The organism is Desulfomicrobium escambiense DSM 10707 (assembly GCF_000428825.1).
Classification (GTDB): domain Bacteria; phylum Desulfobacterota; class Desulfovibrionia; order Desulfovibrionales; family Desulfomicrobiaceae; genus Desulfomicrobium; species Desulfomicrobium escambiense.
Genome location: NZ_AUAR01000007.1, coordinates 114,272 through 131,220 on the forward strand (window position 1 = coordinate 114,272; position 16,949 = coordinate 131,220).

Below are 16,949 nucleotides of genomic sequence, written 5' to 3' on the forward strand. Positions count from 1 at the left end.
CCGAGCGGAAAAGAAAACTATTGAGCATCAATATTCGCAAGTCAACATTTTATGTTCGATAACGAACAAAAACGCACAATTTTCCCGCAGGCCGACAAGTCCTCTCAAGAAATGAGGTGCAACCCGTACTTGGCGTGGAGAAAAGATTGGAATTCCGCCACAAACTTAAAGCAGTCTACGAGCTTTTCACGTTCGGCAACGCTCAGTCTGTCCGGGCGGACGAAGTTGTCGGGCGGCATCCCCGCGCGCACGACCGCGGCCTGGGCATGCAGACGCAGATCCTGAAAGAGGCGCAGTGCGTCCTCCATACCCGTGGCCATGCCCTCGGAAAAGACGCCCTCGCCGCGCAGGGCGTGAAGTCGGTCCAGGGTGCCCGTTTCGCGCAGACCGTGTTCCAAGGCCAGGGTCTTGATACCCTGGGTCAGGGGGAAGACTCCGCCCTTCTTGATGTCCAGAGCGCCCTTGGCAGGCCCATTGCGCTCGACGGCCAAGGCGTTGAAGAAACCCAAGGGGGGAGGAAAGCGCAGGGCCTCGCGGGCCATATACATGAGCAGGACGGGCGTGTCCCTGACCTGACGCATCACGAGTTCGCGCAGACTCTCGAACAGGGAGGCCTCGCCGTGGACGTGGCGGGCATCGGCCAGCTGGGTAAGATGCAGGACGGCGTCGGCGTCGACCGTGCGCGTCATGGCGCTCACGCCGTCGCGCCAGGCCGCGGCGCTGCGCCGCCAGACGGGGTTGTCCACCGTGACGCCATGGGGGCATGGCGGGACGCCCGCCTCGATGAGCGTGGCGAGGAACAGCCGGCCGAAGGACTCGAAATAGGCCGCGGCAGGCTCGTCGGGCCCGGCGAAGACCAGGGCGTTGTCCTGGTCCGTGGCCAGGAGTTGCTCCCGGCGGCCCTCGCTGCCCAGCACCATGAGGGAATACCCGCAGGGCGGCGGACCCAGCTCTGCCTCGGCCATGACGGCGGCGCGGGCGATGATCCGGTCGTTGGCGTTAGCCACGAGACGCCCGACGCCGACGCCGTCCATTCCCCGGTCGGCGCAGCTCAGTACCAGGTCCTGCAGCCTGCGCACGTAGCGGGCCAAGTCCGAGCTGCACCCAACGACATCACCGGCCGGGTCGGGGGAAAACGACTCGTCGAACCCCATGTGACTCCGTTTTGGGGCGGCGCGTGCCGCCCCGGTTTATTCCGCGCCCACCCCGAGATAGTTTCGCACGCGCTGGCTCTCGTACTTGGCCTGTGCGTCGGAGTCAGGAACCAGGACCGATCCCAGCCATCCGGCAAAGAAGGCAGCGGGAAGCGAGATGAGGGCCGGGTTCTTCCACGGGAAGATCGCCTGGGCGTTGCCGAGCACGTCGACCCAGACCGTGGGGCTGAGGATGATCAGCCCTACCGCGAGAACGGCACCCACGGCAATGCTAGCCGTGGCGCCGACGGTGCTGAAGCGACTCCAGACGATGGACATGAGCAGGGCCGGGAAGTTGGCGCTGGCCGCGATGGCGAAGGCCAGGCCGACCATGAAGGCCACATTCTGGCCTTTGAAGGCGATGCCCAGGCAGATGGCCAGGATGCCCAGGGCCACGGTGGCGCGCTTGGCCATCTTGACCTCGGCCTCCTCGGTGGAGCGGCCCGAGCGGAAGACGTTGGCGTAGAGATCGTGGGAGAAGGTCGTGGCCCCGGCCAGGGTCAGGCCGGCCACCACGGCCAGGATGGTGGCGAAAGCCACGGCCGCGATGAAGCCCAGGAACATGATGCCGCCCGTGACCTCGGCCAGGAGCGGGGCCGCCATGTTGCCGCCCTTGTCGAAGCCGGTGATGACGTCCTGGCCCACGAGGACCATGGCCCCGAAGCCGATGATGAAGGTCAGTATGTAGAAATAGGAGATCAGGCCCGTGGCGTAGAACACGGATTTGCGCGCGGCCTTGGCGTCGGGCACGGTGTAGAAGCGCATGAGAATGTGCGGCAGGCCGGCCGTGCCGAACATGAGGGCGATGCCCAGGGACACGGCGTCCCAGGGGTTGGAGACCAGTCCGCCCGGCTCCAGGACCTTGGGGCCGTACCGGAGCACGGCGGCGTCGAACAGGTTGACGGGGTCGTAGTCGAAGCGCGCCAGGACCATGACGACGACGATGGTCGCCCCGCCCAGGAGCAGCACGGCCTTGATGATCTGCACCCAAGTCGTGGCCAGCATCCCGCCGAAGAGCACGTAGGCGATCATGATGCCGCCGACCACGACGACGGCCGCCTCGTAGGGCAGGCCGAACATGAGCTTGACCAGGGACCCGGACCCGACCATCTGCGCGATGAGGTAGAAGGCCACGGTCATGAGGGAACCGCACGAAGCGGCCACGCGGATGGGTTTCTGGCGCAGGCGGTAGGCCACCACGTCGGCGAAGGTGTACTTGCCGAGGTTGCGCAGGGGTTCGGCGATGAGGAACATGATGACGGGCCAGCCCACAAGGAAGCCGATGGAGTATATGAGGCCGTCGTAGCCCTTGAGGGACACCAAGCCGGCGATGCCCAGGAAGGACGCCGCGCTCATGTAGTCGCCGGCCAGGGCTATGCCGTTCTGCAGGCCCGTGACCGAGCGGCCGGCGGCGTAGAACTCGGAGGCCGTCCTGCTACGCTTGGCCGCGTAGTAGGTGATGACCAGGGTGAAGGCCACAAAGACCAGGAAGAAGCCAATGGACACGGCGTTGGGCTGGCCGATGGAGGACGCGAACTCGTTCATTTCCCCTCCCCCCTCATGCCGTCCACGAGGTTGCGCACGGACTCGTCGTAGACGCTGTTGGCCCAGGCCACGTAGATGCCGGTCAGCACGCAGGCCGAGAGAATAACGGCCAGGCCCACGGGCACCCCGAGGGTCAGGTGCTCGCCGACCTTGAGGGCCAGGAGATCGCGGCGAAAGGCCAGAATCAGGATGAAGCCGAAGTAAATTGCCAGGATGAGGGTGCTGAGAACGGCCGAAACGGCCCTCTTCCTGGTGACGAGTTCCTGGAATCGCGTCTGATCCAGGCTGCCGATGGACACGATTGGCATGAAGTCCTCCCTTGCTGCGGTGAAACGGGGCGCCGGTTCATTCCGGCAGCCCCCTTCGTACCATAGTTCACAAGGGAGACACGCCTTTCTCGGTCAGAGGGACGTTGAGCCCACTGTACGGCATGGCGCCATCGGCGTCCCGCAAGAGGCCATTGGCCTGCGCCCCGCCGCCGCTGACCGCGGGCATCCCCCGGCGGCCCTTGTCAGCCGCCCGGTTTGCGGGATTCGATCCGGTCAAGATGCGGCCTCGGAACGGTCGCGAGATGTCGATTCCGACCGCCATCCATCGGCGAGCGGCGCGTTTTGCCGGGCGGATGCACACACGTACGTAATCTGCGTCTTGTCTGGTAACCTCGAATGTGCGATACTTTCCATCGATTCGTCAGACATGTGTATGACAAGCAGACCGAAACCGGAGCCCGTATGTCCATCCCCCCCGTCATCCTGATCATCGAGGATGAGGATTTTCTCCGCTCATCCCTGGCCGACTACCTGGAGGACCATGGCCATACGGTCATGACGTCCCCCAACGCCGAAGACGGTCTGCGTCAGGTGGAAACGGGCAGTCCGCAGATCTGCATCGTGGACATGCGCCTGCCCGACATGAACGGCAACGAGTTCATCCTGCGCGCCTGCCGCCTCGATCCCAAGCTCAGGTTCATCATTTTTACGGGCTCGGTTGAATACAACCTGCCCGAGAGCCTGTCTGCCATCGGCCTGACCACGTCGGATATCCTGTTCAAACCCCTGACGGACATGAACGTCCTGCTCACCAAGATCGCCGAGTTCGCACCCGCCTTCTGACCTATCGCCTTAGCCTTGAATTTCCTGGAAATTTCCTTTAGGTGCAAAGCGATTTCCGACCACCGCCCACCAAGGACTGCACATGCGCATCGGACTCGTCACAGCACCCGTTCCCGCGTCCATCGATGACGCCGTCGAGACGATACTCGGCTTCATCACCCAGGCGGCGTCTTTCGACGTCGAACTCCTCTGCTTTCCCGCGGCGTATCTGCCCGGACTGCGCGGCCGGAAATTCCGCATCCCGCTCTGCGAACAGCATCAGATCCGGGAGGCCCGTGACCTCATCCGCCGGGCGGCCGCCGAGCACGCCATCGGCGTCATCCTGCCCATGGAGTGGCCCTCGGACAAAGGGCTCTACAACATGGTCCAGGTCATTTCGCCCACCGGCAGCATCATGGGCACACAGTGCAAGATCCAGCTCGATCCCGGCGAGGAGGACATCTATGTGCCCGGCAAGGGCAGGCGGATGTTCGAAATGGCGGGGGTCAGGTTCGGCGTGGTCATCTGCGACGAAGGCTGGAAATACCCGGAGACCGTGCGCTGGGCCGCCCGTCGCGGGGCCAGCATCGTTTTCCACCCGCAGTGCACGGGCAGCAACGTGGCCGGGCACACGCCCCGGCACTGGTGCGACCCCGACGCCCCCTACTATGAAAAGGCCATGATCTGCCGCAGCGCGGAGAACGGCGTCTACTTCGCCAGCGTGAACTACGCCCTGGCCCGCCAGGAGTCGGCCACGAGCGTCATCGCCCCCGACGGCACCTGCCTGGCCCACCAGCCTTACGGACAGCCAGGCCTGCTCATCCAGCTGGTGGAGACGGACCTGGCCGACAACCGCACGGCCGACCGCTACGCCCCCGAACGCTACTGACGCGTCTCAGGGCTCAAGCCCGAACTTCCTCATCTTGCTGCGCAGGGTGACTCTGGTCACCCCGAGCACCCGCGCGGCCTCGCTCTTGTTGTGGCCGACCTGCTCCAGGGTGCGCGTGATGGCCTCGCGCTCGGCGTCCTCCAGCGACACTCCGGCGGTGCGCCCGGAGCTTTCGTGGTCGAGTCCGGGCCCCCGGTCTCCTGCGCGCAGGCCCGCTGGCAGGTCCCTTTCCGTGATCATCTCGCCCGGTGCAAGGATGACGGCCCGCTCCACGGCGTTCTCCAACTCGCGCACGTTGCCCGGCCAGTCGTGGCGCAGCATGAGGTCCATGGCGCGGGGTGTGAAGCCGCGGAAACTCTTGCGGTTGCGCTGGGCGAAGCGGTCGAGGAAATGTCTGGCCAGGAGCGGAATGTCCTCCGGCCTTTCACGCAGGGCCGGAACGCGCAGGGCGATGACGTTCAGGCGGTAATAGAGGTCCTCGCGGAAATGCCCCGCGGCCACTTCGGCCTGCAGGTCGCGGTTGGTGGCGGCGATGATCCGCACGTCCACGCGCACGGGCCTGTCGCTGCCCAGGCGCTGCACCTCGCCCTGCTGCAGGGCCCGCAGCAGCTTGGCCTGCAGGGCCACGGGCATCTCGCCGATCTCGTCCATGAACAGCGTGCCGCCGTCGGCCTGCACGAAAAGCCCGTCACGCTGGCGCTGGGCCCCGGTGAAGGCGCCCTTCTCGTGCCCGAACAGCTCGCTCTCCAGCAGATTCTCGGCCAAGGCGGCGCAGTTGACCGTAACCAGCCGTCGCGCGCCGCGCGGGCTGCCCTCGTGCAGGGCACGGGCCACCAGTTCCTTGCCCGTGCCGGACTCGCCCAGAACCAGGACCGAGGCCTCGGACGGGGCCACGGCCCGGATCATGGCGAAAAGCTCGCGCATGGCCGGGGCGGACCCGATCATGCCGGCCGGGACGGCCGGCGACTCCCCTTCCTGGCCCTGCCGCAGACCGCCGTGCGCCAACGCCCGTTCCAGGCCGCTGCGCAGCTCGTCGAAATCCAGGGGTTTGTGCAGATAGTCGAAAGCCCCGGCCTTGAGGGCGCCGATGGCCGTGTCCACGGAGGAATAGGCGGTCATGATCAGCACGGGCAGGCAGGGGTTGAAGCCCTTGATCCGGCGCAGGGCCTCGATACCGTCCACCTCGGCCATGCGCACGTCGGTCAGGATGGCGTCGTAGGCCTTGCCGCGGACCATGTCGACGGCATCCGAACCGTCGGGGGCCGTCTCGACCTCGTACCCCCAGCTTTCGAGCATGGCCGTGAGCATGGTCAGGTGGGCCCGGTCGTCGTCGACCACGAGAATGCGCGCCTTCATCGTTTTTCTCCTCGTTTCGGCAGATCCAACGTCACCTCGGTCCCGCGACCGGGTTCCGAGACGATGCGCACGCGGCCGCCGTGAGCCTCGACGACGGTCCGCACCGTGGCCAGCCCAAGCCCCGTGCCCTGGTTCTTGGTGGTGAAATAGGGGTCGAAGACCCGGTCCAGGTCCTCGCGCGGGATGCCGGAGCCCGTGTCGGCCACGCGCAGTTCCAGGCGGTCCCGCACGGCCTGGGCCGAAACGCTCAGAGTCCCGCCGTCCGGCATGGCCTGGATGGCGTTCAACAACAAGTTCAAGACGGCTTGCAGCATGCGGTCCGCGTCCAGCACAACCGGGCCGACGTCTCCGAAACGCGTCTGCACGGCGATGCCCCGGGAACGGCAATCGTCCTCCACAAGCCTGAGGGCATGGGTCAGCAGGACCGCAGGGACCGTGCCGGCCAGCCGCAGCTCCGACGGACGCGTCAGTTCCAACAGCTCCGAAACGACGCGGTTCAGCCGGTCCGCCTCGCCGATCATGACCTCGGCCAGATCATGGTCCTTGGAGCCGGGTTCGAACTTGGTCCGGAAATACGTGGCGAAGCCCTTGATGGAGCTCAAGGGGTTGCGGATCTCGTGCGCCACGCCCGAGGCCAGGGTGCCCATGGCGGCCAGGCGTTCCTGGCGGACCACCTCGGCCTGCAGGGCGGCCACCTTGCGCCTCCAGGAAAGCGAGGCGCCGCCGGCGAAGACAAGGGTCAATCCCAGCCCTGCAGCCATGGCCAGGGTCAGGATGTCCTTGCGCGCGGCCTGCAAATAGAGGGCGGCGTCCAGCCCCACTGCGATGACGACGCGTCCCTCCGGCTGCGCTTCCGGGGAGTGCATGCCCCCGTGCATGGAATTGCGTATCGGTCGACGGGGCGGCCGCGACAGGCGGTAGACCACAAAGACCGGCTCACGGCCTTCGCGCACGACACGCCAGGAGGGATCTTCCGAGACGGGCAGCGCCGACAGGACCGTAGCCGGTGCGGCCGCCCCGTCCTCGGCCTCGCTCAGGCTCTCGATGCTGCCGTTTTCGTCGATGACGGCCACAAAGCGCAGGTCGCCCTCGCGGACCATCTCGTCCATCAGCCCGCGCAGGCGGAACTGCCGCCCCTCCATGCCGCGCATGCCCATGCGCCGGCCGGCCTCGACGGCGCGGATGAGGGTCTCCCCCTGGGTGGTCAGGATGCGGGCGATGGTCCGCTGCTCCCGCGCCCGGCCCTGAACCGCGATCCAGATGAGAATAAGGGCCGCGGCGACGGCCAGGATGATCAGGGCCCGTCGGTAGCCGGAGGGCACGGCCGTGCCCGTGGATTTCGTATGTGTGGCGTCCATGATGCCTCGCGCGGGACGTGGAACGGATGTTCCCGTAGGTTCCCGCGGTGTTGGTGTGAAAGGAAAGGTACCAGTGAAGGGAATGCATAGCAATTTCCCTGCCCGAGCGCCCAGGCCAAACCGCGTTGCCAGGCCGGGCGGTATTTCGTAGGCGTGAGAAAAAGGAGGGGCAATGCAGCTTCGCGAACTTCAGGACGACATCGACGCATGGGTCAGGACCTACGGGGTCCGCTATTTTTCCGAACTGACCAACCTCGGCATCCTCATGGAGGAAGTCGGTGAAGTGGCCCGGATCATGACCCGGCGCTACGGGGATCAGAGTTTCAAGGGGACCGAGAAGAACGATCTGGCCGACGAACTGGCAGACGTGCTCTTCGTGCTGACCTGCATCGCCAACCAGACCGGCGTGGACCTGACCGAAGCCGTGCGCTCCAATCTGGAGAAGAAGACCAGACGCGACAAGGATCGGCATTGGAACAACCCCAAGCTGACCCGCGGCACGGATGGTCAATAACTGACCAGGCGGCATGGCGGGCCTGATCAGTTTCTATCCGCCGGGACGTCCCGAATCCTGCCCGAACACCGATCTGAAAAAATAAACCAATTCAATTCAGCGAGTTAAACATAAGAAAACAACTTGGCACGGCCCTTGATATTCTCTGTGCACAAACGATGTCACATCAACCACCGGAGGATATCATGAAAAGAACGAGCATCATCGCAACGCTGGCCATCGTCGGCATCATCGCCGTCAGTTCCCTCGGCTTCGCCGGCCCCATGCGCGGCATGGGCGGACGCGGCGACTGCCAGGCCCTGGACCGCAACCCGGCCGTGGCCCAGCTGACCCAGGAAAAGCAGGATCTGCTGAAGGCCATCCTGGACGAGCATCGCAAGGAAACCCAGCCCCTGCGCGATACCATGTGGGAGAAGCGCACTCTGCTGAAGGCCCTTTCGGGCAACCCCAACACCAAGCCCGAAGCGATCACCGCCCTGGTGCGCGAAATGGGCGACCTGCGAGGCCAGCTCCACGCCAAGCGTGACGCCCTGGAAGCCCGCGTGCAGAAGGAAGTGGGCATCAACCTGCCCATGGGCTTCGGCCACCGCGACGGACATCGCGGCATGGGCGGACGCGGCCAAGGCGACTTCGGGCCCCGCGGCATGGGCGGATACGGCCAGAACGACTTCGGGCCTCGCGGCATGGGCGGCTTCGCCCCCTGCACGGCGAACCCGGACAATTCCGGCCCGGACGGCGACAACATCTAACCCCGCGCATCCCGCCCGGCACGGCGCCATCGCCCCTCTCCCTCCGGCGGCCTTCGGGCCGCCTTTTTTTGTCCTTGCCCCACGCTCCCGGGCAGCCTATAGCCCCGAACCATGAGCCTTTTCACACGCCCCACCCTGGCCCAGCCCCCCTTCCTGCCCATGACCCGTACTGAAATGGAACGTCTGGGCTGGGACGAGCTCGACGTGCTTCTGGTCAGCGGCGACGCCTACGTCGACCACCCGTCCTTCGCCATGGCGCTCCTGGGCCGGACCCTCGTGGCCCACGGCCTGCGCACCGGCATCGTCACCCAGCCGCGCTGGGAAGGACCCGAGGACCTGACCGCCATGGGCCGGCCACGCCTCTTCGCCGGGGTCTCGGCGGGTGCCATCGACTCCATGCTGGCCCACTACACGGCCTTCCGCAAGAAGCGCTCCGAAGACGCCTACACCCCGGGCGGGATGGCCGGGGCGCGACCCAACAGGGCGTGCATCGTCTACACCAACCTCCTGCGCCGGGCCTTCCCCGGGCTGACGGTGGTCCTGGGCGGCATCGAGGCCTCCCTGCGGCGCATCACGCACTACGATTTCTGGACCGACGCCCTGCGCAAGCCCATCATCCTCGACGCCAAGGCCGATGCCGTGGTCTACGGCATGGGCGAGCGGGCCCTCATCGACATCGCCCTACGGCTGGAGAGAGGTTCGGATCTGACGGGTATTCCCGGCACCGTGACCGCGCCGACGGGCGCGGCCGCCGATGCCATCGAAGCGGCCATCCTCTTCCCCTGCCACGAGGAAATCGTGGCCGACCCGAAGCTCCTCATGCGCGCCACCCTGCTCATGGAAAAGCAGGTCCACGACGGGACGGACCGGGCCGCCCAGCGTGCGGGCGACCGCGTCGTCGTGGTCGAGCCGCCGGCGCAGCGCCTGGCCACGTCGGAGATGGACCGTCTCTACGCCCTGCCCTTCGCCCGCACCGCCCACCCATCCTACGACAAGCCGATCCCGGCCGAGGAGATGATCCGAGACTCCGTGACAAGCCACCGCGGCTGCGGCGGCGGGTGCTCCTTCTGCACGCTGGCCCTGCACCAAGGCCGGCGCATCGCCTCGCGCAGCAGCGCCTCCATCGAGGACGAGGTCAGGCGCATGGCCCAACGCCCCGGTTTCCGGGGGCAGATCACCGACGTGGGCGGTCCCAGCGCCAACATGTGGGGGGCCGAGTGCGCCAAGGACGACAAGCCCTGCAAACGCGCCAGCTGCATGACGCCCACGGTCTGCCCCCATTTCCGCATGGACCAGAAGGCCCACCTGGACCTTCTGCGCCGGCTGCGCAAGATGCCCGGCGTGAAGGGGGTGCGCGTGGCCAGCGGCGTGCGCTTCGACCTGGCCCTGCAGGACATGCCCGCCCTGCAGGGGTACCTGCGCGAATTCGTCGGCGGCCAGCTCAAGATCGCTCCCGAACACGTCTGCGACAACGTGCTGCGCCTGATGCGCAAGCCCGGCATCCGCGTCTTCGAGGAATTCCTGACGGTTTTCGCCCGCGAATCCGAACGGGCCGGCAAGGAACAGTACGTCATCCCCTACCTCATGAGCGCCTTCCCCGGCACCACCGACGAGGACATGCGCGCCCTCGGGCGCTGGCTCGCAGCTCGCGGCTGGAAACCCCGGCAGGTGCAGTGCTTCATCCCCATCCCCGGCGCTGTGGCCACGGCCATGTTCGTGGCCGGCATCACCCCCGACGGCAAACCCGTCCATGTGGCCCGGACCGACGAGGAGCGGCTGCGCCAGCACCGCATTCTCATGCCGCCCGAGGAGCACAGACCCGCGCGCAAGGGCGCATCCCCGGTCAAGCCACACAACTCGCCGCGCCCCGCCTCCTGCGGCGCCGCCTGTCCGCGCCAGAAACCGAGCGAACGGAATGCATCACCGCAAAAACGCGCGGAAAAATCTGTGCGACGAGTGAAACGCTAGCCCAACCCTCTTTTTTTGCCCCGACCGCACCTGAAGTCGGGGTGAAATTTTTATGGCTGTCTTTTCAAGAAGATAGTTGTCTTTTTATTATTTCCGCTTTAATATCAGGGACAAGTGACATTTCCTGTCTGCCTCCCGCACGGCCTGCGGCCGCGAGATGCGGTTCCACGACGGCCCAATGAATTTTTTTTGGCAAACATGTCCAGAATAACTTCCCAAAGTTCTTGGTTTTTATTATCAAGGTTTCAATTTTCGGGGGGAAAGCCGCACGCGGACCGGACATGGCCAAGGCCGCAGCGGTGTGATGGCAGGGATGGTACATGCCGGCATGGGAGAAACCCGCGCCGCGATCCGCAGTATTCACGAATCGCAATCCGGAGCAGAAGATGAACAAAAGCGAACTTATTCAGTCCCTTGCAGAAAAAATCAAAATCTCCAATGATGAAGCGTCAACCATCGTCGACAGCTTCTTCGATTCCATGCGCGACGCGCTGCTGCGCGGGGACCGGATCGAAATCCGCGGGTTCGGCAGCTTCAAGATCAAGCAGTACGAAGGCTACGTTGGGCGCAACCCCAAGACCGGCGACTCCGTGCAGGTCAAGCCCAAGAAGATGCCTTTCTTCAAGGCGGGCAAAGGACTGCTGGACTTCCTGAACAGCTAAAACCCGTTGACAGCAGGCCGTTTCGGCGCAATTGCTCGCGGCACACTTTCAACGACGGTTTCAATCGGTCTCTCCAGGAAGGATTGAATGCCGTGTCATGGAGCTCCGGCATTGCATTCCGTTATCCAGCGCGTAGCAGCCATCCACGATCTCTCCGGATTCGGCGGGGGGTCACTCTCAGCAGTGATCCCCATTCTTTCGGCCATGGGCATACAGGTCTGCAGCCTGCCCACGGCCATCCTCTCTACCCACACTGGCGGCTTCACGGACTTCCATTTCCGCGACCTGTCCGACGACATGCGCCTCATCATCACGCACTGGCGCAGGCTGTCCCTGTCCTTTGCCGCCATCTACTCCGGGTTCCTGGGCTCCGTCGAACAGATCGACATCGTTCGCGACTTCATCCGCGACTTCCGCAACCCCGACACGCTGGTGGTCGTCGATCCGGTCCTGGGCGATGACGGCAGGCTCTACAACACCATGGGCGAAGGGATGGTGGCCGGCATGCGCAGCCTTGTCGCCTCGGCCGACGTCATCACCCCGAACATCACGGAAGCGGCCCTGCTGCTGGGCGAATCGTCCCTTCCGACCCCGTCCGACACGGCCGAGATCAAAGTCTGGACCGCCGCCCTTTCGGACCTCGGACCCCGCTGCGTCATCATCACCAGCGTGCCCGAAGACTCTGTCCGGGGCACGTCCGTCGTGGCCTACGACCGCGCGGCCGGCCGCTACTGGAAAGTCGCATGCCCTTACATTCCGGCATGTTACCCTGGGACTGGAGATATCTTCGCCAGCGTGATAAGCGGATCCCTCCTGCAGGGCGACTCGCTCCCCCTGTCCCTGGACAGGGCCGTGCAGTTCGTGTCCATGGCCATCAGGACGACATTCGGCCACAATTTTCCGGAGCGCGAAGGCGTTTTCCTGGAACGGGTGCTGCCAAGCCTGAACGCACCCGTGTCCATGAGCAGCTTCGAACTGATATGACTCCGTACCGCGGCATCTTCGTCAGCGACCTGGACGGCACCCTGCTGCGCGACGGACGCATCTCCCCCGAGGATCTCGACGCCTTCGCGACCCTCGGCAATCACGGCATCCTGCGGGTCGTCGCCACGGGACGCGCCCTGCACTCGGCCGAAGCCTGCCTGCCGGACGGCTTTCCGGCGGACTATCTCGTTCTTTCCACGGGAAATCAGGTCGTGCACTGGGGAACCCGAGAGGTACTGCGTTCTTCCCGCTTGTTGGCGGACGAAATTCAGGCTATCTGTTTAGCTTTGCGCGGGCTCGACCTGAGCTTCATGGTCCATGACGATTTCCCGGGGAACCGGGGCTTCGCCTTCAGCCGAGGCCGGAAGCGGGTCGAGGACTTCGAGCGCAGGCTGACCCTCTATGCGGCGCATGGACGCGAGATGAGCGGTTGCCCGGGCATGGACGCCGCGTCCCAGGTCCTGGCCATTGTCGACGCCGAGGACGAGGGGATGCATGCACTCCTCGCCCGGGAGTTCGCGGGCCTGAGCGTCATCCGGGCCACCTCGCCCCTGGACGACCGCTCCGTATGGATTGAGATTTTCGCGGCGGGCGTCTCCAAGGCCAAAGGCGTGCGGGACATCGTCGACCGTCACGGACTGCAGGAAACGCTGATCGCCGCCATCGGCAACGACCACAACGACAGGGACATGCTCGACATGGCGCATGTGCCCTTCAAGATCGGAAATTCATTTTTGGGCGACGACACCTACATCACCGCCCCGAACACCAGCGATGCTGTGGCCAGAGCCATCGCGCACTATATGGAATTGCTGCAGGCAGACGCAGAGCGTTCATGAAAAGCATATTCGCCTTCCCCGCGCTGATCGGGGCAACTTCGCTGTCCATCGTGCGCAACGTGGGACAGTGGGGAGTCTTCTCCCTGATGTCGCTCCTGGGCATGATCCACGTGCGCAAGCTTTTCCCCAAGGTGCTCTACAACATCCACTTCATCGGCTTCAAATCCCTGAACATCATCATTCTCGTGGCCTTCTTCACGGGCATGGTCCTGGGACTGCAGGGCTACTACACCCTCATCAAGTTCAGCGCCGAAGGCATGCTCGGCGTGGCCGTGGCCCTCTCCTTGGTGCGCGAACTGGGGCCGGTGCTGACGGCCATCATGCTGATCGGCCGGGCAGGGTCGAGCATCAGCGCCGAGATCGGCATCATGCGCATCTCCGAGCAGATCGACGCCCTGTCCACCATGGACGTGGACCCCGTGCGCTACCTCGTCACGCCCAAGGTCATCGCTTCCCTGATCTGCTTCCCGCTGCTGACGGCGATCTTCGACTGCGTGGGCATCATGGGCGGCTACTTCTCGTCCCTGCTCCTGAGTACCCGCTCGGGCATCTACTTCAGCAAGATCCAGTCGAGCCTGCTCCTGGAGGACGTCACCGGGGGCTTCATCAAATCCTTCGTCTTCGCCTTCATCGTCATCACCATCTGCTGCTACTGCGGCTACTACACCCACCAGAACCAGTCGAGCGCCGGCGCCGAAGGCGTCAGCAACTCAACGACATCGGCCGTGGTCCAATCCTGCGTGTACGTCCTCATCGCCGACTACGTCATAACCTCCTTCCTGATGTGAGCCCATGAGCGAGACACCCCTCATCCAACTGCGCAACATCACGAAGGCCTTCAGCGGCAGGACCATTCTGAAGAACGCCTCCCTGGACATCCGGCGCAACGAGATCACGGCCATCATCGGCAAGAGCGGCGGGGGCAAGAGCGTCTTGGTCAAGCACATCATCGGACTCATCGAGCCCGACAGCGGCGACATCGTCTTCGACGGACAGGCCTACTCGACCATGAACCGCCGCCAGTTCTCGGCCGTGAAGAAGCGCTGCAGCTACATGTTCCAGAACAACGCCCTCTTCGACTCCATGACGGTCTTCGAGAACATCGCTCTGCCCCTGCGGGAGAAGTTCGTCTTCAAGCGCCGTCAGATCGAGGACAAGGTCAGGGCGCGCATCGAGCAGCTCGAACTGCAGGAAGTGGCCCAGATGTACCCCAAGCAGATCTCGGGGGGCATGCAGAAGCGCGTGGCCCTGGCGCGAGCCCTGGTCACGGAGCCGGAGATCATCTTCTTTGACGAGCCCACCACGGGCCTGGACCCCATCCGCAAGAAGACCGTCTTCTCCATGATCCACCATTATTACGAGAAGCTGAACTTCACCGCGGTCATCATCACCCACGACATCCCGGACATCTTCTACATCGCCCAGACCGTAAACATCCTGGACGAGGGACACATCGTCTTTTCGGGCTCCCCCATCGCCCTGGAACAGTCGGCCGACCCGGAGCTCTACCCTTACACCCACGGCCACGAACTGCTCATCGACGAGCTGACGGGACTGCACAACAGGCTGGCCCTGACCCGCAAGATCGACGACTTCAGCGCGGAATCGGGCCGGGACGAGCACGTGGTCGTGGCCACCATCCGACTGGTCGGCATGCGGACCATCATGGACTACAAGGGGAACCTCCTGGCCCACGCCATCATCAAGCAGCTGGCCAGATACGTGCAGGGCTTCCTGCCCGCGGGCGCCTGCGCCGGAATGTTCTCCAAGGAAATCCTCGTCCTGGCTGCCAAGACCAGGGACGCATCCCTTCTCGAAACCTTCCTGAAGCGTCTCGCGGACTATTTCGGGGCCCTGAGCGTCGAAACCTTCTGCCATCGGCACAGACTGCAGGTCGAAATCGGCGGGACCTTGGCCACCAAGGGCGTCAACGCCTGCACGGCTGTTCAGGAAGCACTTGCAACCTCCAAGAAGTACGTATGAAAATCTCAAGCTCATCCATGCACATCTCCATCGGCCTGTTCATCCTGATCGGGCTCGGCTGTACGGCGTATCTGGCCATGACCCTGGCCAACACGACATTCTTTTCCGGCGACTCGTACATGATCTCGGCCAAATTCACGGCCGTGAACGGCTTGCGCCCTGGAAGCAACGTCGAAATATCCGGCGTGGCCGTGGGCAAGGTCGCCGACATCACCCTGGATCAGACCCTGTACCAGGCCGTGGTGACCATGCAGGTCCAAAACGCCGTTGGCATCCCCGTGGACTCCGTGGCGGCCATCAAGACCAGCGGCCTCATCGGCGACAAGTACGTCAGCATCACGCCCGGCGCCGATGACGCCATGCTCGAGACCGGAGGCGTGATCCAGGACACCCAGGCTGCCCTCGACATCGAGGAAATGATCTCCAAATACGTATTCGGAAGCGTCGAAAAATGAAAAAACTGTTTCTTCTCCTGCTCCTGCTGCCCTCCGCGGCCCTGGCCCTGGACACGCCGACAAGCTACATCCGCTCCAATGTCGACGCCGTGGTCGCCATCCTGGCCTCGCCGGAATACAAGGACGAGGCGACCCGTGAGGCGCAGATGCAGAAAATCGAAGGCATCGTCGACGGGTTCTTCGACTCCGAGGAACTGTCCAAGCGCTCCCTCGGACAATACTGGCGGACCTTCACTCCACAGCAGCGCGACGAGTTCCAGGTTCTGTTCCTGGAACTCATCAAGAGCGTCTACCTGAAGAAATCCGTGGCCTACAACGGTGAGGTGGTCGCCTTCAACCAGGAGATCGTCAAATCAGACACTCAGGCCGAGGTGCATACGACCATCACCTCGCCGCAGCTGAATATCCCCGTCATCTACTACATGCTGCGCAAGGACGCCTCCTGGAAGGTCTACGACGTGTCCGTGGAGAACGTCAGCCTGGTCAAGAACTACCGGTCGCAGTTCCAGAGCATTTTGCAGAAGAATTCGCCCGATCAACTCATCGCCATCCTGAAGGAAAAAACCAATGAGTAAGCGCATCCTCATCCTCGTGTGCGTCGCCCTGGCCGTGTTCATGCTTCAGGGCTGCGCAGGAAAGAAAACCGGCCCCTCCATGGCTGCGGACGCCTCGGCGCAGGCCGTTCAAAACGGAGACGAATACGAGGACAACGGGAACGGCGAGCCCTACCCCGACTCCATCGAGGGCTTCAACCGAGGCGTGTTCTCCTTCAACGACGGGTTCATCACCTACGTCTTCTCGCCCTTCGATACGTTCTACACCGGCTTCTTCCCCCAGGACATCCGCAACGGCTTCGGCAACTTCTACCGCAACCTGGCCTACCCCGTCAGGCTTGTGAACGCCCTGCTGCAGTTCAAGTTCGACAAGATGGCCAAGGAGACGGCCTCCTTCGCCCTGAACACGGTCTTTGGCGTGGGCGGCCTGTTCAACGTGACCCGCAACATGCCGGCCCTGCAGGCCTCCCCTGAGGACTTCTCCCAGACCATGGCTTTCTACGGACTCGGTGAAGGCACGTACGTCGTACTCCCCATCATGGGCCCGTCCTCGGTGCGCGACATCTTCGGCACAGTGGCGGACTCCTTCCTGAACCCCCTGTCCCTGGTCACGCCCGACAGCGCCAAGTACGCCCTCGTCGGACATGACAAGACGAACGCGGCGTCGGCGGCCTTGCCTGCCTACAAGGAGATCAAGAAGGAATCCTTCGATCACTACACGAGCATGAAGGACGTCTTCTTCCAGTATAGACGGGGCCTCGAAAAGGAATAGCGACGAGACCGTGACACCCCGTGGCTCAGCTTGACTT

General features: G+C 64.1%; 18 protein-coding genes. 13 read left to right on the plus strand and 5 right to left on the minus strand.

Translation table 11 applies throughout. From position 1 onward, the window contains the following. Positions 1 to 104: 104 nt before the first annotated feature. The 3 genes from G394_RS18495 to G394_RS0108220 are packed head-to-tail and all read right to left on the minus strand — an operon-like array spanning position 105 to position 3,046. On the minus strand, positions 105 to 1,154 hold the full coding sequence (locus tag G394_RS18495; RefSeq protein ID WP_051307050.1) for a putative nucleotidyltransferase substrate binding domain-containing protein: 1,050 nt from the start codon (positions 1,152 to 1,154) through the stop codon (positions 105 to 107). 36 nt (positions 1,155 to 1,190) lie between these two features. After that, positions 1,191 to 2,738 carry a sodium:solute symporter family transporter gene (locus G394_RS0108215; RefSeq protein ID WP_028577250.1) on the minus strand — a complete coding sequence of 516 codons (1,548 nt, stop codon included), beginning with the start codon at positions 2,736 to 2,738 and terminating at the stop codon, positions 1,191 to 1,193. Beyond that, positions 2,735 to 3,046 (minus strand): DUF485 domain-containing protein, encoded by a 312-nt coding sequence (locus tag G394_RS0108220; protein WP_043775156.1) that lies wholly within the window; start codon positions 3,044 to 3,046, stop codon positions 2,735 to 2,737. The genes G394_RS0108215 and G394_RS0108220 overlap by 4 nt, the downstream gene beginning before the upstream one ends. Before the next feature lie 423 nt (positions 3,047 to 3,469). On the opposite strand from G394_RS0108220, the gene G394_RS0108230 reads away from it, so the two are divergent. Both G394_RS0108230 and G394_RS0108235 read left to right on the plus strand, forming a co-directional pair. Further along, positions 3,470 to 3,850: a response regulator gene (locus G394_RS0108230; protein ID WP_028577253.1), complete on the plus strand. Its 381-nt coding sequence runs from the start codon at positions 3,470 to 3,472 to the stop codon at positions 3,848 to 3,850. Between the two features lie 82 nt (positions 3,851 to 3,932). Next, complete coding sequence (locus tag G394_RS0108235) at positions 3,933 to 4,718, plus strand: carbon-nitrogen hydrolase family protein (protein ID WP_028577254.1); 786 nt, start codon at positions 3,933 to 3,935, stop codon at positions 4,716 to 4,718. A 6-nt stretch (positions 4,719 to 4,724) separates the two neighbouring features. Here the strand turns inward: G394_RS0108235 and G394_RS0108240 are convergent, their stop codons facing one another. After that, the gene (locus G394_RS0108240; protein ID WP_028577255.1) at positions 4,725 to 6,074 is read right to left on the minus strand and encodes a sigma-54-dependent transcriptional regulator; all 1,350 of its coding nucleotides are present in this window, start codon (positions 6,072 to 6,074) and stop codon (positions 4,725 to 4,727) included. Beyond that, positions 6,071 to 7,432: a two-component system sensor histidine kinase ZraS gene (zraS, locus tag G394_RS0108245; protein WP_051307051.1), complete on the minus strand. Its 1,362-nt coding sequence runs from the start codon at positions 7,430 to 7,432 to the stop codon at positions 6,071 to 6,073. The genes G394_RS0108240 and zraS overlap by 4 nt, the downstream gene beginning before the upstream one ends. Positions 7,433 to 7,604: 172 nt before the next feature. Between zraS and G394_RS0108250 the strand changes: the two genes are divergently transcribed. The 11 genes from G394_RS0108250 to G394_RS18515 all read left to right on the plus strand — a co-directional run bounded on the left by G394_RS0108250 (position 7,605) and on the right by G394_RS18515 (position 16,912). Next, on the plus strand, positions 7,605 to 7,946 hold the full coding sequence (locus tag G394_RS0108250; protein ID WP_028577257.1) for a nucleotide pyrophosphohydrolase: 342 nt from the start codon (positions 7,605 to 7,607) through the stop codon (positions 7,944 to 7,946). 185 nt (positions 7,947 to 8,131) lie between these two features. Continuing rightward, a complete protein-coding gene (locus G394_RS20130) occupies positions 8,132 to 8,695 on the plus strand; it encodes a periplasmic heavy metal sensor (protein ID WP_051307052.1) in 564 nt (187 codons plus the stop codon). A gap of 111 nt (positions 8,696 to 8,806) precedes the next feature. Further along, positions 8,807 to 10,663 carry a YgiQ family radical SAM protein gene (locus tag G394_RS18505; protein WP_051307053.1) on the plus strand — a complete coding sequence of 619 codons (1,857 nt, stop codon included), beginning with the start codon at positions 8,807 to 8,809 and terminating at the stop codon, positions 10,661 to 10,663. Between the two features lie 386 nt (positions 10,664 to 11,049). After that, positions 11,050 to 11,325, plus strand: a complete 276-nt coding sequence (locus tag G394_RS0108265) for an HU family DNA-binding protein (RefSeq protein ID WP_028577258.1) — start codon at positions 11,050 to 11,052, stop codon at positions 11,323 to 11,325. A 111-nt stretch (positions 11,326 to 11,436) separates the two neighbouring features. Further along, on the plus strand, positions 11,437 to 12,309 hold the full coding sequence (locus G394_RS0108270; protein ID WP_028577259.1) for a pyridoxamine kinase: 873 nt from the start codon (positions 11,437 to 11,439) through the stop codon (positions 12,307 to 12,309). Beyond that, entirely contained in the window at positions 12,306 to 13,148 is an 843-nt protein-coding gene (locus G394_RS0108275) for an HAD hydrolase family protein (protein ID WP_028577260.1), read from the plus strand. The genes G394_RS0108270 and G394_RS0108275 overlap by 4 nt, the downstream gene beginning before the upstream one ends. Beyond that, on the plus strand, positions 13,145 to 13,936 hold the full coding sequence (locus tag G394_RS0108280) for an MlaE family ABC transporter permease (RefSeq protein WP_028577261.1): 792 nt from the start codon (positions 13,145 to 13,147) through the stop codon (positions 13,934 to 13,936). The genes G394_RS0108275 and G394_RS0108280 overlap by 4 nt, the downstream gene beginning before the upstream one ends. 4 nt (positions 13,937 to 13,940) lie before the next feature. Continuing rightward, a complete protein-coding gene (locus G394_RS20735; protein ID WP_084435463.1) occupies positions 13,941 to 15,131 on the plus strand; it encodes an ATP-binding cassette domain-containing protein in 1,191 nt (396 codons plus the stop codon). After that, positions 15,128 to 15,586 (plus strand): outer membrane lipid asymmetry maintenance protein MlaD, encoded by a 459-nt coding sequence (mlaD, locus tag G394_RS0108290; RefSeq protein ID WP_028577262.1) that lies wholly within the window; start codon positions 15,128 to 15,130, stop codon positions 15,584 to 15,586. The genes G394_RS20735 and mlaD overlap by 4 nt, the downstream gene beginning before the upstream one ends. After that, a complete protein-coding gene (locus G394_RS0108295) occupies positions 15,583 to 16,161 on the plus strand; it encodes an MlaC/ttg2D family ABC transporter substrate-binding protein (RefSeq protein ID WP_043775162.1) in 579 nt (192 codons plus the stop codon). The genes mlaD and G394_RS0108295 overlap by 4 nt, the downstream gene beginning before the upstream one ends. Beyond that, positions 16,154 to 16,912, plus strand: coding sequence for an MlaA family lipoprotein (locus G394_RS18515; protein ID WP_051307054.1), 759 nt, complete (start codon positions 16,154 to 16,156; stop codon positions 16,910 to 16,912). The genes G394_RS0108295 and G394_RS18515 overlap by 8 nt, the downstream gene beginning before the upstream one ends. Positions 16,913 to 16,949 lie beyond the last annotated feature (37 nt).